This is a genomic window from Acidovorax kalamii (assembly GCF_002245625.1).
Taxonomy (GTDB): domain Bacteria; phylum Pseudomonadota; class Gammaproteobacteria; order Burkholderiales; family Burkholderiaceae_C; genus Acidovorax; species Acidovorax kalamii.
This window is the reverse complement of the sequence record NZ_NOIG01000005.1, coordinates 52,906-72,240: the sequence shown is the minus strand read 5'-3', so window position 1 is coordinate 72,240 and position 19,335 is coordinate 52,906. Positions and strand designations below refer to the sequence as shown.

Sequence of the window (19,335 nt, the reverse complement as noted above, 5' to 3'; positions counted from 1 at the left end):
CAATTTTCAATAACCGTTGGTTATCGAAAAGACCATGCGTCGCCCGGGCCGGGTCACTCCCCCAAAACGTCCGGCGCCACGCCCGCCGTCTCGCGCAGCACGTCGATGAAGGCCTGGGCCGAGGGTGTGAGGGGCTCGCCCAGGCGGGTGATGAGGCCATAGCTCGGCATGCGGTCGGGCAGCTCGACGGGGATGCGCGAGAGCAGGCCCCGGTCCACGTATTTCTGGATCAGCGCGGCGGGCTGCAGCGACATCATGTGGGTGGTGTTCATCAGCTCCAGCGCAAACAAAAAGGACGGCGTCTCCACCACCCCCGCCGTGAGCGCCAGGCCCGCGCCGCCAAACAGGTCGTCAGACACCTTGCGTACCGCCGTGGAGGCGGGGTACAGAATCCACGGCCAGTGCGCCAGCTCGGTGAGCGACAGGTCGGTGGCGCCGCGCAGCGGGTGGTGCTGCCCGCCCACCACATGCAGCGGCTCGGCCGACAGGTGCTCGTAATGGAACTGGCTGCGCTGGTCCTCGGTGGTGAAGCGGCCGATCATCAGGTCGATCTTGCGTTCGGCCAGCCAGGCGATGAGCTGGTCGCTGCTCTGCTCCAGGATCTTGATGACCAAGAGGGGCCGCAGGCGCTGGATCTCGACCACCGACGCCACCAGCACGTGCGCGGCCGAGCCGGTGATGGCCCCCACCGTCAGGTGCCCGTGGCCGCCCTGCTTGAGGGCGTTGAACTCGTCCACAAACTTGCGCTGCCCATCGAGCGCTGCGCTGGCGTAGCGCAGCGTAAAAAGCCCCAGCTCGTTGGGCCGCATGCCGCGCGAGAGGCGGTCGAACAGGCGCGCCTCCAGGATCTCCTCGATGTCCATCAGGATCTTGGTGGCCGCAGGCTGCGTGACGTGCATCTGCTCGGCCGTGAGCCGCAGGTTGCGCGTGCGGCCCAGGATGTCCAGAAACTGCAAATGCCGAAAGCGCAGCCGCGCGCAGGCCTGCGCCAAAGACAAGGGTTTACCCGGAAATTCGTCTGGACTCATAAGCGATTGGAATGGATTGTCGCAAAACATTCAGTGGACCGGCCGGGGCGTGAAACCTAACCTTCGCTCTGCGTCGATAACGGCTGGCCCCAAAAAAGCCGCAGGCGCCGAAGGCCTCGCCAACGGGGTCAGCCATTCCAACGGAGACAAGACACCATGCAATTCAATTCCCTCGCCAAATCCTTGGCGCTTGCCGCTACGCTGCTGGCCGCCCTCACCGCCCCCGTCGCGGCCCAAGTCAAGGAACACACCTTCAAGGTCGGCATCGGCCTGAGCGACGACCACCCGCAGGCCCAGGCCGTGCGCCACTTTGCCGAGCGACTGCAGGCCAAGAGCGGCGGCAAGATGAACGCCAAGCTGTTTGCCAGCGGCGCCCTCGGCAACGACGTGAGCATGACCTCGGCCTTGCGCGGCGGCACGCTGGAGATGACGATTCCGGACTCTTCCACGCTGATGTCGCTGATCAAGCCCTTTGGCGTGCTGAACCTGCCTCTCACTTTCAACACCGAGGCCGAAGCCGACGCCTTGCTCGACGGCCCCTTCGGCCAGAAGCTGCTGGCCATGCTGCCCGATAAGGGCCTGATCGGCCTGGGCTTCTGGGAAAACGGCTTCCGCCATGTGACCAACTCGCGCCGACCCATCAACACGGCCGACGATCTGGCGGGCCTGAAGCTGCGCGTGATCCAGAGCCCCCTGTTCCTCGACACCTTCAACGCGCTGGGCACCAACGCCACGCCCATGCCGTTCACCGAGCTGTACACCGCCATGGAACAAAAGGCCGTCGACGGCCAGGAAAACCCGCCCGCCACCATCCTGGCCAGCAAGTTCTATGAAGTGCAAAAGCACCTGGTGCTGTCGCGCCACATGTACAGCGCCTGGGTGCTGCTGATGTCCAAGAAGACCTGGGACGGCCTCTCGGCCGACGAAAGGAAGATCGTGCAGGAGGCCGCGCGCGAGGCCACGCTGTTTGAGCGCAAGACCATCCGCGCCTTCAGCGAAACCGCCCTGGGCGAGCTGAAGAAGGCCGGTATGCAGATCACCGAGCTGCCCGCCGCCGAGCAGGCCAAGCTGCGCACCAAGCTGCAACCCGTGCTGGCCAAGTACGGCAAGGAGTTTGGTGAAGAGACCACCAGCGAGCTGATGGGCGAGCTGGCCAAGGCGCGGGGCGGCAAGTAAGCCACTGGTTTGTTACCCGGGGCGCAGTGTCCGGCTGCGCCCGGCCCTTCTTTTGCGACGCTCCGACCCCATGACAAAAACACCCCGCCGTCCCTTCCGCTCCCGCGACTGGTTTGCCGCACCCGCGCGCTCGGACATGACCGCGCTGTACCTGGAGCGGTTCATGAACTACGGGCTCACACCCGAAGAGCTGCGCTCGGGCCGGCCCATCATCGGCATTGCGCAGACGGGCAGCGACCTGTCGCCCTGCAATCGCATCCACCTGGACCTGGCGCGCCGCGTGCGCGACGGCATCCGCGATGCGGGCGGCATCCCAATGGAGTTCCCCGTCCACCCCATCTTTGAAAACTGCCGCCGCCCCACCGCCGCGCTGGACCGCAACCTGGCCTACCTGGGGCTGGTGGAGATCCTGTACGGTTACCCCATCGACGCGGTGGTGCTGACCACGGGCTGCGACAAGACCACGCCGGCCGGCATCATGGCCGCGTCCACGGTAGACATCCCGGCCATCGTGCTGTCGGGCGGACCGATGCTCGATGGTTGGCACGAAGGGCAGCTGGTGGGCTCGGGCACCGTGATCTGGCGTAGCCGCCGCCAGCTGGCTGCGGGCGAGATCGACGAAGAAGAGTTTCTGCAGCGCGCCTGCAACAGCGCGCCCTCGGCCGGGCACTGCAACACCATGGGCACGGCCTCCACCATGAACGCGGTGGCCGAGGCGCTGGGCCTGTCGCTGCCGGGCTGCGCCGCCATCCCGGCGCCGTACCGCGAGCGCGGGCAGATGGCGTACGAGACCGGGCGCCGCATCGTGGAAATGGCGTATGAAGACCTGCGCCCCTCGCGCATCCTGACGCGCGAGAGTTTCCTGAACGCGCTGTCGGTCGTCAGCGTGGCGGGCGGCAGCAGCAACGCGCAAGTGCACATCATGGCCATGGCGCGGCACGCGGGCGTGCAGCTGGACGCGCAGGACTGGACCGACCACGCCTACGACCTGCCCCTGCTGCTGAACATGCAGCCTGCGGGCCAGTTTTTGGGCGAGCGTTTCTTCCGCGCCGGTGGCGTGCCCGCGCTGATGTGGGAGCTGCAGCAGGCGGGCAAGCTGCACGGCGACTGCGCCAGCGTGACCGGCAAGACGGTGGGCGAGAACCTGCAAGGCCGCGAGACCCATGACCGCGAGGTGATCCGCCCGTTCAGCAACCCGCTCATGCACAAGGCGGGGTTCATGGTGCTCAGCGGCAACCTGTTCGACTTCGGGATCATGAAGACCTCGGTGATCTCCGAAGCCTTCCGCCAGCGCTACCTGAGCCGCCCGGGGCAGGAGGGCATCTTCGAAGCCCGTGCCGTGGTGTTCGAGGGCGCGGACGACTACCACGCGCGCATCAACGATCCAACTCTGAACATCGACGAAGGCTGCATCCTCGTGATGCGCGGCGCGGGTCCCATCGGCTGGCCCGGCTCGGCCGAAGTGGTGAACATGCAGCCGCCCGACGCACTGATCCGGCGCGGCGTCAACACCCTACCCACGCTGGGCGACGGGCGCCAGTCGGGCACGGCAGACAGCCCTTCCATCCTCAACGCATCGCCCGAGAGCGCCGTGGGCGGCGGGCTGAGTTGGCTGCAAAGTGGCGACACGATCCGCATCGACCTCAACACCGGACGCTGCGATGCGCTGGTGTCACCCAAAGAGATCGCGCGCCGACAGCGCGACCTGCCCGCCCCACCGGTGCCCGCAAGCCAGTCGCCCTGGGAGGCGCTGTACCGCGAAAAAACAGGGCAATTGGCCGACGGCGCCACGCTGGACTTTGCGCTGGCATTTCAGCGCATCTCCGAAAAGACGCCGCGCCACAACCACTGACAACCAACGGGCGGGCCACCGGCGCTCGCCCGTTTTTTCGAAGGACTCACCATGAACGATATGACGGCAGCGGCAGTTGCCGAACGGGCCCGTGCGCCCCAGGCAACATTGCAAGTGCTTCCCGACGACGGCTTGCAAGGCACGCTGGTGGGCAGGGTGTGGGTGCCCAGTGGTGCCGCTCCTGGCCCTGCGGTGGTGGCACTGCGGCCTGAAGGCGTGTTCGACCTGAGCGCGCACTACCCCACCGTGAGCACGCTGCTGGACACCCTGGCACCGGCCGAAGCTGCGCGCAGCGCCACCGGCCAGTACCTGTGCAGCGTGGAAGACCTGCTGGCCAACAGCCTGCCCGGCGCGCGCGACGCCACGCGCCCCTGGCTGCTGGCCCCGTGCGACTTGCAGGTGGTGAAGGCGGCGGGCGTGACCTTTGCCGCCAGCCTGATCGAGCGCGTGATCGAAGAACAGGCGCGCGGCGACGCCACCCGTGCACAGGGCCTGCGCAGCCAGGTCATCGGCCTCATCGGCGAGAACCTGGCGGACATCCGCCCCGGATCGCCCGAGGCCATGCGCCTGAAGGCGCTGCTGCAGGACAAAGGCCTGTGGTCGCAGTACCTGGAGGTGGGCATCGGCCCAGACGCCGAGGTGTTCACCAAGGCGCCCGTGCTGGCCTCGGTGGGCTGTGGCGACGACATCGGCATCCGCTCCGATTCGGCCTGGAACAACCCCGAGCCCGAGGTGGTGCTGGCCGTGAACAGCCGGGGCCAGATCGTGGGCGCCACGCTGGGCAACGACGTGAACCTGCGCGACATCGAGGGCCGCAGCGCCCTGCTGCTGGGCAAGGCCAAGGACAACAACGCATCGTGCGCTTTAGGCCCGTTCATCCGCCTGTTTGACGGCAGCTTCGGGCTGGAACAGGTGCGCAAGGAGACGGTGCACCTGCGCGTGGCGGGCGCGGACGGCTTCGAGCTGCGCGGCATCAACACCATGGCCAGCATCAGCCGCGACCCCACGGACCTGGTGGCGCAGACACTGGCCGCGCACCAGTACCCGGACGGCTTCATGCTGTTCATGGGCACGCTGTTCGCGCCCATCGAAGACCGCGATCAGCCGGGCAGCGGCTTCACCCACAAGCTGGGCGACCTGGTGTCCATCCAGAGCGCCTGGCTGGGTGGCCTGCACAACCGCGTGGCGCACAGCGAGGCCGCGCCGCCGTGGCGCTTTGGTCTGCGTGCCTTCATGGCCAACCTGGCGCAGCGCGGACTGCTGCAGGGCTCAACGCTCTGACGCCCCAAAGAAAAACAGGAGACAAAGATGCTGAACGCCTTCATCGACCGCTGCTGCCGCGCCATCAACCTGCTCATTGCCCTGGCGCTGGCCGTGATGGTGGTGATGGTGTTCGGCAACGTGGTGCTGCGCTATGCGTTCAACTCCGGCATCGCCATCAGCGAGGAGGTCTCGCGCTGGCTGTTTGTGTGGATCACTTTTTTGGGCGCCATCGTGGCGGTGCGTGAGCGGGGCCACCTGGGCACGGACTTTTTGCTGGCGCGCCTGCCGCCGCTGGGCCAGCGCATTTGCTTGGGCCTGAGCTACGCGCTGATGATCTGGTGCACCTGGCTGCTGTTCAGCGGCGCGCTGGCGCAGGCGCGCATCAACTGGGATGTGGATGCACCGGTCACGGGGGCGTCCATGGCCATCTTCTATGCGTCGGGCGTGGTGTTTGCCGTGGCCGCGGGCTTGCTGCTGGCGCTGGACCTGTGGCGCATCGTGTCGGGCCAGATGCCGGACGGCGAGCTGGTTCGCATCGCCGAATCCGAGGAGCTGGCGGCCGTGGGCAGCCAAGTGCCCCACGAGGCTCCGGCGCCCATCGCATCGCGCAAGTGAACCCTGCACCGCAATGACCTGGAGAGCCCACCCATGACGGTATTCATCTTCCTCGGCTCCCTGCTGGCCGCCATGGCCATCGGCGTGCCGATTGCCTATGCACTGCTCGTGTCCGGCGTCGCCCTCATGTGGCACCTGGATCTGTTCGACGCACAGATCCTGGCGCAGAACGTCATCAACGGGGCCGACAGCTTTCCGCTGCTGGCCGTGCCCTTCTTCATGCTCGCCGGCGAGATCATGAATGTGGGTGGGCTGTCGCAGCGCATCGTGCGGCTGGCCCTGGTGCTGGTGGGCCACCGGCGCGGCGGGCTGGGGTTTGTGGCCATCCTGGCGGCCTGCCTTTTGGCGGCGCTTTCCGGCTCGGCCGTGGCGGACACCGCTGCATTGGCGGCCCTGCTGCTACCCATGATGGTGAAAGCCGGGCACGACAAGGCGCGCGCGGGCGGGCTGATTGCCTCGGCTGGCATCATCGCGCCGGTCATTCCGCCCTCCATCGGCTTTGTGGTGTTTGGCGTGGCGGCCAACGTGTCGATCAGCAAGCTCTTTCTGGCGGGCATCGTTCCGGGTCTATTGATGGGCCTGGCCATTGCCATCACCTGGTACTGGGTGTCTCAGCGCGAAAACGTCACGCCGCCGCCCAAGGCGTCCAGGGCCGAGAAGCTGCAGGCGCTCAAGGAATCGACCTGGGCGCTGTTCCTGCCGGTCATCGTGATCGTGGGCCTGAAGATGGGCGTCTTCACGCCCACCGAGGCTGCGGCGGTAGCTGCGGTGTATGCCCTGCTGGTGGCCACGCTGGTCTACCGCGAGCTGCACTGGCGCCAGCTCACCGACGTATTCATCAGCGCCGCCAAGACCACGGCCGTGATCATGTTCCTGGTGGCCGCCGCGATGGTCAGCGCCTGGCTCATCACCGTGGCCGACATCCCGCGCCAGCTGGTGGGCCTGCTCAAGCCGCTGATGGAACACCCCACGCTGCTGCTCATCGCCATCATGGTGCTGGTGATGGCCGTGGGCACCGCGATGGACATGACGCCCACCATCCTGATCCTGACCCCGGTGCTGATGCCGGTGGTGAAGGCCGCAGGCATCGACCCGGTCTACTTCGGCGTGCTGTTCATCATGAACAACGCCATCGGGCTGATCACCCCACCCGTGGGCACGGTGCTGAACGTGGTGGCAGGTGTGGGCAAAATGCGCATGGACGAAGTCACGCGCGGAGTGATCCCCTTCATGGCAGCGCAGTTCGCCATGATGTTCCTGATGGTGCTGTTTCCGTCGATCGTGCTGGTGCCAATGCGGTGGTTTATCGGGTGAGAGATCCCGCCGAACGCGCCTGCAGATGTATCTGGGGGGCGCATTGGGGACTATTTCACGCCCAGGTGTTCGGCGATGCGGCTCGGCCATCCGGCGGCGGAGAAGATGATCCTCCCCGCACCGGTCAAAGCTTTCCGAGACAGGTGAACGGGATGCCCCCCCCACCAGGACCCCGGAGATGCGCTTGATCTCGACATTGAAACGGCCGTTTTTTCTCACTACCAGGCAACAGCTGCTCGTGGGCTGGTCCCTGATCCCGGTGCTGCTCGTCTGGCAACTCAATGGCTTTTACCTACCGGCCCTGGGAAGCCGGGGAGCACCGACCTTCTGGGCGGTTGACGGGCTTCAATGGATAGTGCTTCCGGCTCTCTTGCTGGGGCTGCTCGCCCACAAAGCCGCATTGCGCCCATCACACTACGGACTCGTGCCGCTCGGAAAAAACCTGTGGCCGCTTACAGGTCAGGGGCTGATGGTGTTCGTCACCGCAGGGCTGGCCTTTCTGGTGGCGAGAAACCTGTCGTGGCGGGTGCTCGGCCCGTCGCCTGGCAGCTTCCAGTTGGTGCAACTTTTCCCTCAGGGCCTGGCGGGTGCGGCGTTGCAAATCTATGCGGCAGTCAGCGCAGGGCTGGTGGAGAGCATCTTTTTCATTGGGCTGCCATGGCTGCTGTACGCCAGTGCCCGCCAACATCCTTCAGAAATGCGCTTCACACTCTGCGTATCAACCATTTTCGCGCTGGCGCACTGGGAGCACGGCAGGCACGGCGTGATCGCGGCCTTCTTTGCGCATGGGGTGATGTGCCGCTGGTTCCTGCACTGGAGAACCCTGTGGCCCATAGTGCTGGGCCACACACTGATCGACCTGGCGGCTTTTTCCTGAAGTAACAAAAAAAGGCTGCGCCCACTGGGCGCAGACCCTGTCAATCCGGAAAGGCTCAGTTCGCCACCGTGAACCGCTTTTGCACATGGCGCGGCGTTTCCAGCTCGTCCACGATGGCCACGGCCAGGTCGGCCACGCTGATGCTGCCGGGCTGCTCGCCGTTCATCAGCGGGGCTTCGTCGCCCAGGCGGTACTGGCCCGAGCGCTCGCCGGGCTGCAGCAGGATGGGGGGCGAGAGGAAGGTCCAGTCCAGCGTGTTTTCGGTGCGGATCCAGTTCAGCGCCTCGCGGGCGGCCAGGGCGCCCTGCTTCCATTCGGCGGGGAACTGGGGCGTGTCCACCAGTTGCAGGCCCGGCGCCACAAACAGGCTGCCTGCACCGCCCACCATCAGAAAGCGGCGCACGCCGGCCTGCTTGGTGCCGTCGATGGTGGCGCGGGTGCCCTTGAGGAACTGGTCGTGGATATCGGGCACCGTCCAGCCGGGGTTGTAGGCGCTCACCACCGCGTCGTGGCCTGCGGCGGCCTGGGCGACCTGGGCAGCATCTTGCGCGTCGGCAGCCACCACCGTGAGGCCCCCGCGGGTGGTGAGCTTGCCGGGGTTGCGGGCCAGCACAGTCACGCGGTGGCCGCGTTGCAGCAGTTCATTCAGCACGGCCGAGCCGACAAAGCCGGTGGCACCGATCAGGGCGATGTTCATGGGGTTTCCTGGGGTCAAAGTTGCGATGGGGTGAGATTACGGGCTTGTCAAAGTGCGCGGTAGAGGGCTAAAAATGCCTTCTCCTTGAAGCTGTACTTCACAATTACCCCATGGAAGACCTCAAACGCATGGCCGTGTTTGCCGCCGTGGTGCAACACGGATCGATGAGCGGCGCCGCGCGTGCGCTGGGCATGAGCACCTCGGCCGTGAGCCAGCAGGTGCGCAAGCTCGAAAGCGATGGCGGCGTGACGCTGCTGCACCGCTCCACCCGCAAGCTGGCGCTGACCGAGGCGGGCCAGCGCTATCACGCGCGCTGCGCCGCCATGTGGGCCGCCGCCGAGCAGGCGCGGGCCGAGCTGGCGGCCTCGCGCGACGAACCCAGCGGCGAGCTGCGCCTGTCGGCCACGGTGGGTTTTGCGCGCCACATTGCGCCCGCGCTGGGCGAATTGCTGGCCGCCCACCCGGCGCTGCGCCTGCGGCTGCTGGTGGACGATTCCCCCATCGACCTCATCAATGCGCGCATCGACCTGGCGGTGCGCTTCGGGCGGCTGTCGGACTCGACCTGGGCGGCGCGCAGGCTGTGTGGCATGCAGTGGTACCTGGCGGCGTCGCCGCAGTGGCTGGCGCAGCATGGCGCGCCGCGCGACCCCGATGCGCTGCTCACCCACAGCTGGCTGGGCTTTGCGCGTGAAGGGGGCGGGCTGCTGCTGGACCTTCGCAGCCCGGCGGGCGAGCCGCGCGCGCTGCGGGTGGAGCCCCGCATTGCCAGCAACAACCAGCTGTCCATTCAGCAGATGTGCGAGGCCGGGCTGGGCCTGGCGCTGGTGGGCAGCATGGACGCGCACGAGGCACTGCAGGCCGGGCGGCTGGTGCGGCTGCTGCCCGAGTGGTCGTTTGGCACGCTGGACATCTGGGCCGTGACGCCGCAGCGCGATGCGCAGCCCGCCAAGGTGCGCCAGTCGATTGCGGCACTGCATGCCTATCTGCGGCAGGTGCCCGGGATCTCTGACTGAGTGCCAGTCTTGGCCGCCTTCCCATTGGTTTTTTATCGCCCAGACCCACAAATTCCATCGTTGTGTGGGCGCCGGGCTCTGCCTACAGTGGCGGCTCCCTGGCCAGGGTTTGTTTGATGGATTGACCCCACCACCCACCGGAGACCTGACATGACGACCAACCCGCCGCTCACCTTCCCCATCGACCGCGTGCTGACCGCCTTTGAACAGCAGGACGTGCCCACGCTGCTGGCCACCATTGCCGATGATGTGGACTTCCGCATCGACCACTACCGCGACGATGCCGACACCAGCTGGCAAATCGCCCGCAACAAGGCCGAGGCGATGGCCGTGGTGCAGCGCCTCGGGGTGGAGGTGTTCCCGCGCGGCACGAAGATCCTGCACACCCACAGCCAGCCGCTGGGCAACGACTGGGTGCTCACGCACTTTCACCAGCGTTTCTTTTATGCGGTACAACAGCGCGAAGTGGAATCCGTGACCTGGATCACCAGCCATTCGCGCGATGGCCAGGTGGACTACTTCCGGGAAACGGTCACCACCATCACCCCGGTCTGACAACCTGATCCAAGAAAGGCCCCGCCACCATGCTGTTTGACCTGCGCGCCCTGGGCTACTTTGTGGCGGCCTATGAAGAGCGCTCGGTCACTGCCGCATCGCGCCGCTGTTTTGTGGCGCAGCCGTCTATCAGCATGGCTATCAAGGGGCTGGAGGATGCGCTCGAAACCACCCTGTTCGAGCGCAGCCGCCAGGGCCTGGCGCCCACGCCCGCCGCGCACCGGCTGTATCCGCGCGCCTGCAGCCTGCTGGCCCAGTCCAGCGCCATGGTGCGCGACTTTCGCGATGCACCGCGCGAAACGCTGGGCATCTTCCTGCAGGACGACCTGATGGTGCAGCCCGCTGCCCCCCTGTTCACACAGATTGCGCAGGAGTGGCCCCACACCATGGTGCGGCTCACCGCCAGCGCACAAGAAGCCCGGCTGCGCATGGTGGCCGAGCACTGCAAGCCGCCTGGCGACACCTTTGTGCCGCTGTGGTACGAGCCCTATGTGATGCTGGTGCCCGAGCAGCACCCGCTGCGCTTCAAGAAGCGCTTTGGCCTAGCAGACATTGAGAACCTGCCCCTCATCGAGTGGCCGTATTGTCCGCTGCACCAATCCTTCATCCGCCTGCTGGCAGAGCGGGGCATTGCGCTGCAGGTGCAGGCCAGCGCTGCGCGCGAGGAGCTGCTGCTGCACATGGTGGACGCGGGCATGGGCCTGGCCGTGGTGCCGCAGTCGCATGCAGCCCAGGCGCGCCGCGCGCTCACCCGCCCGCTGGACGGGCCCCTGGCCTTTTCGCGCCACATTGGCCTGGCCTGCGACGCGTCGGACGCGCCCCTGCTCGGGCTGCTGCACCGCCTGGCGGACGGAATGAAGGCCGCCGCTGCCCAGCCCGAACCCATGCAGCGCAGCAATGTGGTCTGATCCCCCGCCCCATCCACCCCTGTTGCAACCCCTCTGGCCACCCCATGATTCTGGAAATTGCCCACCTCACCGTCCGCCCCGGCCAGAACAGTGCGTTTGAACGGGCTTTTGCCCAGGCGCAGCGCATCATTGCCTCCATGCCCGGCTACATCTCCCATGAGCTGGGTCATTGCCTGGAGCGGCCGCAGGACTATGTATTGCTGGTGCGCTGGGCCACCCTGGCCGACCACGAGGTGGGGTTTCGAAAATCTCCCCAGTACCAGGAGTGGAAGCAGCTGCTGCACCATTTCTATGACCCCTTCCCCACGGTTGTGCACTTCGAGCCCGTGGCGCTGGCCGGTATGTGACGGCGCCACCACGCCCGCATGCTGCGGCGCACTATTCGGGTATTGCCTGAAGATTTAGCGCACTGCACACGCCGTTTGGGTCCTAGAATTTGTAAAAGCGCGTATCTTCATTTCTGCGCGAAGGACCCATCATGAAAGCCATCCAGCAGGACATCGACGAGCGGACCAACCTCACCAGCACCAACAAGTTTGAGCTGCTGCTGTTCCGCCTGGGCACCGACACCGCCTTGAACAAGTCCGAGCTGTTCGGCATCAACGTCTTCAAGATCCGCGAGATCGTGGCCATGCCCAGCATCACCCCCATTGCAGGCACCACGCCCCATTCGCTCGGGGTGGTCAACCTGCGCGGCCAGGTGATCCCGGTGCTGGACCTGCCCTCCATCGTGGGCTGCAAGCCCCAGACGGGCCTGAACATCATGCTGGTGACCGAATACGCACGGACCACCCAGGCGTTTGCGGTCGAATCGGTGGAAGACATCGTGCGGCTGGACTGGAAACAGGTGCTGTCGGCCGAAACCAGCGGCGCCAAAGGCAAGCTGGTCACCAGCATCGCCCGGCTGGACGGCAACACCGACGAGTCCCGCCTGGCACAGGTGCTGGACGTGGAAGCCATCCTGCAGATGGTGTCGCCGTCTGACGGCCATGAGGTGACCGAAGAGAAGGTGGGCGCCAAGCTCAAGCTCAAGCCCGGCACCATCGTCCTGGCTGCAGACGATTCGTTCGTGGCCCGCTCGCTGATCGAGCAGGAACTCAAGGTGCTCAACGCCCCCTACGAGATGGTCAAGTCGGGCAAGGAAGCCTGGGACCGGCTCAACGCCATCGCCAAAAGCGCCGAGGCCGAAGGCAAAACGGTGCTCGACCGTGTGGCCATGGTGCTGACCGACCTGGAAATGCCGGAGATGGACGGCTTCACCCTGACCCGCAACATCAAGCAGGACGCGCGCTTCCATGGCCTGCCGGTGGTCATTCACTCGTCGCTGTCGGGCTCGGCCAATGAAGACCATGTGCGCAGCGTGGGCGCCGACGGCTATGTGGCCAAGTTTGTGGCCGAAGACCTGGCAGACACGATCCGCCGCGTGCTGCCCAAGTAAGCCCGGCCGCCGCCCTGCTGCCCGCCACCACGCCCGCGCACGGCGTGAAGGGCAGTAGGCAGACGCATGTTTCGATGTTTTTTGGCCGTTTGCGCGCGTCCAGCATGCCTTTTAAGCTATCAATTTTGATACCCACACAAGGCAGCGAAGCGTTGGACCCGGTGCGGGCCGAGGTACCGCCCGGCAGGCGCCCCGGAGCGGTCAACCAAATGGCGGCGCCAAACGCTAAAGGGCTTGGCACAGCCCACGCCTGCCTTTGAAATTTGTAACATCCCACCGGGGTGTTTTTCAGGGGCTTTACGGACCCGGGTGGAACGCGCACCCCGGGCCGGAGTCTGAACACCATGACCTACACACTCGCCCGCATCCTTTCTGCCTCGGCCCTGGGGGTTCTTGCAACGGGGTGCGCCACCGTGCCAGGCGATCCGTACTACGAGCCCCCGCGTTACCAGGTGTACGAACAGCCGGGGTACATCTACAGCGCCCCACCGCCGGTGTACCAGGCCCCGCCCGTATACCGCGCGCCCGGGGTGATCTACTCGCCCCCGCCACCGCCCCCCGTCTACTACGGCGGGCGTGACCGGCATGACAACCGCTGGGACAGGGACCGCGACCGCAACGACTGGCGCGAACGGGAGCGTGACCGCGACCGTGCCGAACGGGACCGTGCGGCCCGCGAGCGGGACCAACGCGAACAACAGGCCCGCGACGCCGACCGCCGCGCCCGCGAGCGCGACCAGGCCCGCCGCGAGCAGGCCGAGCGCGACCGCCGCGCCGCAGAAGACCGGCGCAACCGCAACCCCGGGCAGTTGGCCCCCGGTAGCTACACGCCCCATCCGCAGGACTGGCGCTCGCGCCAGTTCTCGAACAGCCAGGAACAGCCCTGAGCCGCGTCGCCTGGCTTTGGCAGTCGAATGAACCCACTTTTTGAGCGGTGCCCCCATGACCCGAGCCCAGCATCTCCTCGCATGCCTGTGTGTGGCCTGGATCGGCACCGCCGCCCAGGCCCAGGTGGTGCGCTGCACCGACCCCGCCACCGGCAAGGTGACCTACACCGATGGCAAATGTGCAGGCGGCGCCACGGCGCGTGAGGTGGAAGCACGCAAGACGCCGGAGGAAATCCAGCGCGAACGTGAGCAGGCCGCCGAAGCACTGGCGCTCAAGCAAAAACGCCAGGAGGCCGAGAACAAGGCCGCAGAAACCGAAGCCCTGCGAAATGCCCAGCGCGACAGCGCCCGGCCCGCCACCCCGGACTACGCGCGGTCGCCCGAATGTGCACGCTCACGCCGCAATCTAGATGTGGTGCTGAGCAGCAGCGGGGGCAGCTACGAACAAAGCCAGCGCGTGGAGGCCGCCCAGCGGCAGATGGACCTGGACTGCCTGGGCCCTGCAGGCTACGCAGAGGTGGAAAAGGCCCGTGCATCGCGCCCCACCACGGTCAACACCACCCCGGCGCCGGTGGTGGTGGTCGTACCACCCCGCCACCCAGTGCGCCCCACCCCCCAGCCCGCTCCGGCCCCGGAGCCGAAAAAATTCACGCACTGCAACGTGTTTCGCTGCTACGACAGCCAGGGCAACGTCTACCCGCGCTGAGCGCCTGCCGATACATCCGCCACGCGCAAACCCCGCAGCCCCTGCCCCACGCTGGGGTAGCGCAGCCGCACCCCCAGCTCCTGCAACATGCGCCGGTTGTCCAGTCGGCGCGACTCGCCCATGAAGCTCAGCAGCATCAAGGACAACTGCTCCTGCGCCGTGCTGCGCGGCACCCTGGGCGGGCGCGGCAGGCCATACAGGTCGGCCGCCAGATCGAAGTAATCACCCATCTTCATGTGGGTCGCATCGCTCACGTTGTAGGCGCGTTGCGGCCGCCCCTTCCACAACGCGGCCACGCTGGCGCGCGCCAGATCGTCGGCGTGGATGTGGTTGGTGAACACATCGTCCTCGGGCACCAGCACCGGCGTTCTGCGCCGCAGACGGGCCTCGGGCGTGCCCCCCTCGCGGTCGGGGGCATAAATGCCCGGAATGCGCAGCACGCTGGCGCGTACCCCGGCACGGCCCAGGTGGCGCACAGCACGTTCGGCATTCACCCGGCGCTGCGCACGGGGCGTGGCGGGGGCCAGGGGCCGCGTCTCGGGCACCAAAGCGCCCTGGCAATCGCCATACACCCCACTGGTGGACGCATACGCCAGCGACACCGGCAGGCTGCGCAGCCGCAACACCCGGGCCAGTGCCACGGTGCGCGGGTCGGCCCACCAGGCAGCGCCGCCTGCGCCTTCACCGGGCGGCGGCGCCAGGTGCAGCACCCGCGTGGCCACGCCCGACAGGCGGCGCAGCGTGGCGGCATCGTCCAGGTTGCCGAGCAATGGCCGCGCGCCCAGACGGCGTAGCCCTGCCACGCGGGACGGGCTGGAGGTGAGCGCCAGCACCTGCAGGCGCCCCGCACCCGGGCCGGTGTTCAGGTCACGCACCACACGTTGACCCACGTCACCACAGCCCACGATGAGCAGGCGTTCACGGCGAAAGCGCGCCGGCAGGGCGCCAAGGGGGTTTTGGTTTGAAGGCAAAATCGGGGCCGTTTGCTTGGATAGAACACGTCCCGAGGATACCCACAACATGACCAGCGCCGAGGCTGCCACCACCGCAGCGTTCCAGATCACCGTGCAGCCAAGCGGCCGCGCTTTCAGTGCCACTACAGGCCAGACCATCCTGGGCGCCGCCATCCAGAACGGCGTGGGCCTGCCCTATGGCTGCAAGGACGGCGCCTGCGGCTCGTGCAAGTGCAAGAAGATCAGCGGCACGGTGCGCCACGGCGAGCACCAGCCCAAGGCGCTCAGCGCCGACGAAGAAGCCGCAGGCCTGGTGCTTACCTGCTGCGCCGAGCCGTTGTCGGACGTGGTGCTCGAATCGCGTCAGGTCACCGACGAAAGCGCCTACCCCATCAAGAAGATGCCGGTGCGCGTGTCCACGCTGGAGAAAAAGTCGCCGGACGTGATGCAGGTGCGCCTGCAGCTGCCCGCCGCCGACACCTTCCGCTACCACGCGGGCCAGTACATCGAGTTCATCCTGCGTGATGGCGCGCGCCGCGCGTATTCGATGGCCAACGCCCCCCACACCCAGACCGAGGCGCCCGGGGTGGAACTGCACATCCGCCACATGCCGGGCGGCAAGTTCACCGACCATGTGTTCGGCGCGATGAAGGAAAAGGAAATCCTGCGTGTGGAAGGCCCGTTTGGCAGTTTCTTCCTGCGCGAGGACTCGGGAAAGCCCATCGTGCTGGTGGCCTCGGGCACGGGCTTTGCGCCCATCAAGGCGCTGATCGAGCACCTGCAGTTCAAGGGCATCACCCGCCCCACCGCGCTGTATTGGGGTGGCCGCCGCCCCGAAGACCTTTACATGAATGACTGGGTGCTGGCCCGCGCGGCCGAGCTGCCCTGGCTGCGCTACATCCCCGTCATCTCCAACGCCCTGCCCGAAGACGGCTGGAGCGGCCGCACGGGCTTTGTGCACCAGGCCGTGCTGGATGATTTTGCTGACCTCTCCGGCCACCAGGTCTATGCCTGCGGCGCGCCCATCGTGGTCGATTCGGCCCGCGCGGCCTACAGCGCCCAGCGCGGCCTGCCACCCGAAGAGTTCTTCGCCGACTCCTTCACCTCCGAAGCCGATAAACACGGCGGCTGACCGTGTACCCGCGCGCGGCGCCCGCCGACTCTGCCGAGGCCGGTGCCCCGCGCCCTTCACACCGCTTGCCCCGGCTGCGCCGGGGCGCGGGGTTCATCGCAGCGCTGCTGTGTGTGGCCGCTCTGCTGGTGGTGGCGACCGGTGAATGGGCGGCCCAAAACGAGCGGGATGCCCAGTGGGACAACCTGCGCCGCTCGGGCGAGGTGCAGGCCCTGGCGCTGCGGGGCGTGGCCACGCGCTACAACTACCTGCCCTTCACCACCGCCCAGCACCCACTGGTGCGCCAGCTGCTGCACCACCCCGCATCCCAGGAAGTGCGCGACGCCGCCAACGCCTACCTTCAGGCCGTGAACGAGCACGCGGGCTCCGACATGCTGTATGTGATGGACCCGCAGGGCCTCACCCTTGCATCAAGCAACTGGGACACGCCCAACAGCTTTGTGCACCAGAACTACCGCAACCGCCCCTACTTTCACGATGCACTGGGCGGCGACACCGGGCGCTTTTACGGCGTGGGCAAGACCACGGGCGAACCCGGCCTGTTTGTGTCGGCCCCCGTGCACGACAACGGCCGGGTGATTGGTGTGGTGGCCGTGAAAGTGCGCATGGAGCCCATCGCGAACCCCTGGGAGCAGCTGCGCGACCCGGTGTTCGTGACAGACGCACGCGGCATCGTGTTCCTGGGCTCCGAGCCCAGCTGGCTCTACCGCACCAGCCGCCCCGTACCCGCCGCCGACGTGCAGCAGCTGCAGCACAACGAACAATATGGCACCGGCTGGACGCCCCGCCCCGTGCCCTGGATGATGCGCCAGCAAGGCAACCAGCCTGGCGCCGAACTGCACCTGGAGGGCAATGGCAAGCGGTACCTGGCGTTCGAGGAAGCGCTGCCCGATCTGGGCTGGACACTCACCGTGACGGCCGACAGCCGGGTGGTGACCGTGGCGCGCCAGCAGGCCTGGGCGCTGGCCACGCTGGCTTCGGGCCTGCTGGTGCTGGGCGCACTGTATTGGCAGCTGCGCGAACGCCGCCTGGCCGAGAACCACCAGGCCCGCATCGGGCTGGAGCAGCGCGTGCAGGAGCGCACCCACGCGCTGCAGCAAGCCCAGGCCTTCCGCCAGTCGATGGAAGACTCGCTGCTGGTGGGCATGCGCGCGCGCGACCTGGAAGGCCGCATCGTCTATGTGAATGCCGCCATGTGCGACATGGTGGGCTACCGCGCCGACGAACTCATCGGCCAATTGCCGCCCTATCCCTACTGGCACCCCGACGAGCTGGACCGGCACTGGAACGACAGCGACACCGTGCTGGCCGGCAAGGCATCGCCCCAGGGCCGCGAAAACCGCCTGCGCCACCGCGATGGCTCGGACGTCTACACCATGTTCTACACCACCCGCCTCATCGACGGCCATGGCCAGCACATCGGCTGGATGAGTTCGGTGGTGAACATCACGGCCCAGAAACGCGCCGAAGAGCAGCAACAGCAGCGCGAGGCCCAGCTGCAGCGCGTGCAGCGTGTGATCACCGTGGGCGAGATGGCTTCGACTCTGGCGCACGAACTGAACCAGCCACTTGCCGCCCTGGTCAACTACGCGGCCGCCGCCAAATCCCTGGCTGCACAGGACAAGCCCGAGCTGCTGAACGAGACCCTGGCCGCGCTCTCGGCCCAGGCACTGCGCGCGGCCGATATCGTGGGCCGCATCCGCCACTGGGTGCGCCAGCACCCGGCGGCCCGCGAGCCCTGCGACCTGAACGCCGCCGTGGACCAGTCGCTCGCCCTGCTGCTGCGTGCCGAGGCCCGTCGACACAGCGTGGCCGTGCGCCTGGACCTGGCCCGCGAGCCCGTGCGGGTGAGCGCCGACCGCGTGCTGCTGGAGCAGGTGGTGCTGAACCTGGGGCTGAACGCGTTGCAGGCGATGCAGTCCCAGGCAGCGCCCGCCCACGGCACCGAGCTGCTGCTGCGCACGGCGGCCGAGGACGGCCATGCCTCCCTGCAGGTGCTGGACCGGGGCCCCGGCCTCGCGCCCGAGATTGCCGAGCGCCTGTTCGAGCCGTTTTTCACCACCCGCGAAGGCGGCCTGGGCCTGGGCCTGAACATCTGCCGCTCCATCGTCGAGAGCATGGGCGGCGAGCTGCTGGCCCGCAACCGCGAAGGGGGTGGCGCGATCTTCGAGATAAGGCTTCCCCTGCACCAGACCTCCACATCCGCTGCGACCTTGCCATGAACGACCACCCCACGGCCCAGCCCTCCGCCCCGCCTCATCATCAGGTCTACATCGTGGACGACGACGCAGGCGTACGCCACTCGCTGGCGGCCCTGCTGCTGGCCCGTGGCCACCAGACCCAGGTGTTTGCGAGCGGGGCAGAGTTTCTGGCCCAGGCCGACCTCGCCCAGCCCGGCTGCGTGCTGCTGGACCTGCGCATGGACGGCATGAGTGGCCTGCAGGTGTTCGAGGCCATGCGCCAGCGCGGCACGGTGCTCAAGACCGTGTTCCTGTCCGCCCACGGCGAGCTGGCCTCGGCCGTGGCCGCCGTCAAGCAAGGCGCGGTGGACTGGCTGGAAAAGCCCTGCGACGAAGCCACCTTGCTGACCGCCGTGCAGCGCGCGGCCCACCTGTCGCACGAGGTGGCTGCCGAGGCGCAGCGCCGCGCCTGGTTGCTGGAGCGCTGGAACGCGCTGAGCCCGCGCCAGCAGGAGGTGGCACGCCTGGTGGCCACGGGCATCAGCAGCAAGGAGGTCGCCCGCGCCCTGGCGCAGCGCGACCCCGACCGCCCCATCGACCCCCGCACCGTGGACACGCACCGCTCCGCCATCTTTTTAAAGCTGGACATCCGCTCGTCGCACGAGCTGGGCAAGCTGGTGGAAGAACTGGGACTTGCCGAAGACCCTCCGTCCAGGTTTTCGTAAGCCTTCTTACGAATTT

Annotated in this window: 19 protein-coding genes; 16 read left to right on the top strand and 3 right to left on the bottom strand. The window is 67.2% G+C overall.

Translation table 11 applies throughout. The features are described 5' to 3' along the window. Nucleotides 1-53 precede the first annotated feature (53 nt). Entirely contained in the window at nucleotides 54-1,028 is a 975-nt protein-coding gene (locus CBY09_RS07920) for a LysR family transcriptional regulator (RefSeq protein ID WP_094288240.1), read from the bottom strand. Nucleotides 1,029-1,184: 156 nt separating this feature from the next. Here CBY09_RS07920 and CBY09_RS07915 point away from each other — a divergent pair, with 156 nt between their 5' ends. The 6 genes from CBY09_RS07915 to CBY09_RS23465 all read left to right on the top strand — a co-directional run bounded on the left by CBY09_RS07915 (nucleotide 1,185) and on the right by CBY09_RS23465 (nucleotide 8,125). Continuing rightward, entirely contained in the window at nucleotides 1,185-2,204 is a 1,020-nt protein-coding gene (locus tag CBY09_RS07915) for a TRAP transporter substrate-binding protein (RefSeq protein ID WP_094288238.1), read from the top strand. 70 nt (nucleotides 2,205-2,274) lie between these two features. Then, nucleotides 2,275-4,056, top strand: a complete 1,782-nt coding sequence (locus CBY09_RS07910; protein WP_094288236.1) for an IlvD/Edd family dehydratase — start codon at nucleotides 2,275-2,277, stop codon at nucleotides 4,054-4,056. A 51-nt stretch (nucleotides 4,057-4,107) separates the two neighbouring features. Continuing rightward, nucleotides 4,108-5,337: a fumarylacetoacetate hydrolase family protein gene (locus CBY09_RS07905; protein WP_205734112.1), complete on the top strand. Its 1,230-nt coding sequence runs from the start codon at nucleotides 4,108-4,110 to the stop codon at nucleotides 5,335-5,337. Between the two features lie 27 nt (nucleotides 5,338-5,364). After that, a complete protein-coding gene (locus CBY09_RS07900) occupies nucleotides 5,365-5,934 on the top strand; it encodes a TRAP transporter small permease (RefSeq protein WP_094288234.1) in 570 nt (189 codons plus the stop codon). Between the two features lie 33 nt (nucleotides 5,935-5,967). Then, nucleotides 5,968-7,248, top strand: a complete 1,281-nt coding sequence (locus CBY09_RS07895; RefSeq protein WP_094288232.1) for a TRAP transporter large permease subunit — start codon at nucleotides 5,968-5,970, stop codon at nucleotides 7,246-7,248. Nucleotides 7,249-7,426: 178 nt separating this feature from the next. After that, nucleotides 7,427-8,125: a CPBP family glutamic-type intramembrane protease gene (locus CBY09_RS23465; protein WP_108723912.1), complete on the top strand. Its 699-nt coding sequence runs from the start codon at nucleotides 7,427-7,429 to the stop codon at nucleotides 8,123-8,125. Between the two features lie 55 nt (nucleotides 8,126-8,180). Here CBY09_RS23465 and CBY09_RS07885 read toward each other — a convergent pair whose 3' ends face one another. Further along, a complete protein-coding gene (locus CBY09_RS07885) occupies nucleotides 8,181-8,822 on the bottom strand; it encodes an NAD(P)-dependent oxidoreductase (RefSeq protein ID WP_094288228.1) in 642 nt (213 codons plus the stop codon). Nucleotides 8,823-8,932: 110 nt separating this feature from the next. Here CBY09_RS07885 and CBY09_RS07880 point away from each other — a divergent pair, with 110 nt between their 5' ends. From CBY09_RS07880 to CBY09_RS07850, 7 genes are all read left to right on the top strand, one after another. Then, entirely contained in the window at nucleotides 8,933-9,835 is a 903-nt protein-coding gene (locus CBY09_RS07880; RefSeq protein ID WP_094288226.1) for a LysR family transcriptional regulator, read from the top strand. A 150-nt stretch (nucleotides 9,836-9,985) separates the two neighbouring features. Beyond that, entirely contained in the window at nucleotides 9,986-10,390 is a 405-nt protein-coding gene (locus CBY09_RS07875; protein WP_094288224.1) for a nuclear transport factor 2-like protein, read from the top strand. Nucleotides 10,391-10,419: 29 nt separating this feature from the next. After that, entirely contained in the window at nucleotides 10,420-11,298 is an 879-nt protein-coding gene (locus CBY09_RS07870; RefSeq protein WP_094288222.1) for a LysR family transcriptional regulator, read from the top strand. Between the two features lie 44 nt (nucleotides 11,299-11,342). Next, nucleotides 11,343-11,645, top strand: a complete 303-nt coding sequence (locus tag CBY09_RS07865) for an antibiotic biosynthesis monooxygenase family protein (RefSeq protein WP_094288220.1) — start codon at nucleotides 11,343-11,345, stop codon at nucleotides 11,643-11,645. A gap of 131 nt (nucleotides 11,646-11,776) precedes the next feature. Then, entirely contained in the window at nucleotides 11,777-12,736 is a 960-nt protein-coding gene (locus CBY09_RS07860) for a chemotaxis protein (RefSeq protein WP_063462613.1), read from the top strand. Nucleotides 12,737-13,080: 344 nt separating this feature from the next. Next, entirely contained in the window at nucleotides 13,081-13,623 is a 543-nt protein-coding gene (locus CBY09_RS07855) for a hypothetical protein (RefSeq protein WP_094288218.1), read from the top strand. A 55-nt stretch (nucleotides 13,624-13,678) separates the two neighbouring features. Continuing rightward, complete coding sequence (locus CBY09_RS07850; protein WP_094288216.1) at nucleotides 13,679-14,329, top strand: DUF4124 domain-containing protein; 651 nt, start codon at nucleotides 13,679-13,681, stop codon at nucleotides 14,327-14,329. Here CBY09_RS07850 and CBY09_RS07845 read toward each other — a convergent pair. Beyond that, nucleotides 14,317-15,300 (bottom strand): NAD-dependent epimerase/dehydratase family protein, encoded by a 984-nt coding sequence (locus CBY09_RS07845; protein ID WP_094288214.1) that lies wholly within the window; start codon nucleotides 15,298-15,300, stop codon nucleotides 14,317-14,319. The two genes, CBY09_RS07850 and CBY09_RS07845, sit on opposite strands and share 13 nt — an antisense overlap. 49 nt (nucleotides 15,301-15,349) lie before the next feature. On the opposite strand from CBY09_RS07845, the gene CBY09_RS07840 reads away from it, so the two are divergent. Genes CBY09_RS07840 through CBY09_RS07830 form a run of 3 tightly spaced genes read left to right on the top strand, consistent with a single transcriptional unit; the run spans nucleotide 15,350 to nucleotide 19,319 of the window. Continuing rightward, entirely contained in the window at nucleotides 15,350-16,414 is a 1,065-nt protein-coding gene (locus CBY09_RS07840; protein ID WP_094288212.1) for a CDP-6-deoxy-delta-3,4-glucoseen reductase, read from the top strand. A 2-nt stretch (nucleotides 16,415-16,416) separates the two neighbouring features. After that, on the top strand, nucleotides 16,417-18,636 hold the full coding sequence (locus tag CBY09_RS07835) for an ATP-binding protein (RefSeq protein ID WP_240515637.1): 2,220 nt from the start codon (nucleotides 16,417-16,419) through the stop codon (nucleotides 18,634-18,636). Further along, complete coding sequence (locus CBY09_RS07830) at nucleotides 18,633-19,319, top strand: response regulator transcription factor (protein WP_094288210.1); 687 nt, start codon at nucleotides 18,633-18,635, stop codon at nucleotides 19,317-19,319. Before CBY09_RS07835 ends, CBY09_RS07830 begins: the two co-directional genes overlap by 4 nt. The last annotated feature ends 16 nt before the right edge of the window (nucleotides 19,320-19,335 follow it).

What these genes read in the sequence shown, in the direction of transcription:
- CBY09_RS07920 (WP_094288240.1), bottom strand. Translation starts at nt 1,028, where the DNA reads ATGAGTCCAGACGAATTTCCGGGTAAACCCTTGTCTTTGGCGCAGGCC.
- CBY09_RS07915 (WP_094288238.1), top strand. Translation starts at nt 1,185, where the DNA reads ATGCAATTCAATTCCCTCGCCAAATCCTTGGCGCTTGCCGCTACGCTG.
- CBY09_RS07910 (WP_094288236.1), top strand. Translation starts at nt 2,275, where the DNA reads ATGACAAAAACACCCCGCCGTCCCTTCCGCTCCCGCGACTGGTTTGCC.
- CBY09_RS07905 (WP_205734112.1), top strand. Translation starts at nt 4,108, where the DNA reads ATGAACGATATGACGGCAGCGGCAGTTGCCGAACGGGCCCGTGCGCCC.
- CBY09_RS07900 (WP_094288234.1), top strand. Translation starts at nt 5,365, where the DNA reads ATGCTGAACGCCTTCATCGACCGCTGCTGCCGCGCCATCAACCTGCTC.
- CBY09_RS07895 (WP_094288232.1), top strand. Translation starts at nt 5,968, where the DNA reads ATGACGGTATTCATCTTCCTCGGCTCCCTGCTGGCCGCCATGGCCATC.
- CBY09_RS23465 (WP_108723912.1), top strand. Translation starts at nt 7,427, where the DNA reads ATGCGCTTGATCTCGACATTGAAACGGCCGTTTTTTCTCACTACCAGG.
- CBY09_RS07885 (WP_094288228.1), bottom strand. Translation starts at nt 8,822, where the DNA reads ATGAACATCGCCCTGATCGGTGCCACCGGCTTTGTCGGCTCGGCCGTG.
- CBY09_RS07880 (WP_094288226.1), top strand. Translation starts at nt 8,933, where the DNA reads ATGGAAGACCTCAAACGCATGGCCGTGTTTGCCGCCGTGGTGCAACAC.
- CBY09_RS07875 (WP_094288224.1), top strand. Translation starts at nt 9,986, where the DNA reads ATGACGACCAACCCGCCGCTCACCTTCCCCATCGACCGCGTGCTGACC.
- CBY09_RS07870 (WP_094288222.1), top strand. Translation starts at nt 10,420, where the DNA reads ATGCTGTTTGACCTGCGCGCCCTGGGCTACTTTGTGGCGGCCTATGAA.
- CBY09_RS07865 (WP_094288220.1), top strand. Translation starts at nt 11,343, where the DNA reads ATGATTCTGGAAATTGCCCACCTCACCGTCCGCCCCGGCCAGAACAGT.
- CBY09_RS07860 (WP_063462613.1), top strand. Translation starts at nt 11,777, where the DNA reads ATGAAAGCCATCCAGCAGGACATCGACGAGCGGACCAACCTCACCAGC.
- CBY09_RS07855 (WP_094288218.1), top strand. Translation starts at nt 13,081, where the DNA reads ATGACCTACACACTCGCCCGCATCCTTTCTGCCTCGGCCCTGGGGGTT.
- CBY09_RS07850 (WP_094288216.1), top strand. Translation starts at nt 13,679, where the DNA reads ATGACCCGAGCCCAGCATCTCCTCGCATGCCTGTGTGTGGCCTGGATC.
- CBY09_RS07840 (WP_094288212.1), top strand. Translation starts at nt 15,350, where the DNA reads ATGACCAGCGCCGAGGCTGCCACCACCGCAGCGTTCCAGATCACCGTG.
- CBY09_RS07830 (WP_094288210.1), top strand. Translation starts at nt 18,633, where the DNA reads ATGAACGACCACCCCACGGCCCAGCCCTCCGCCCCGCCTCATCATCAG.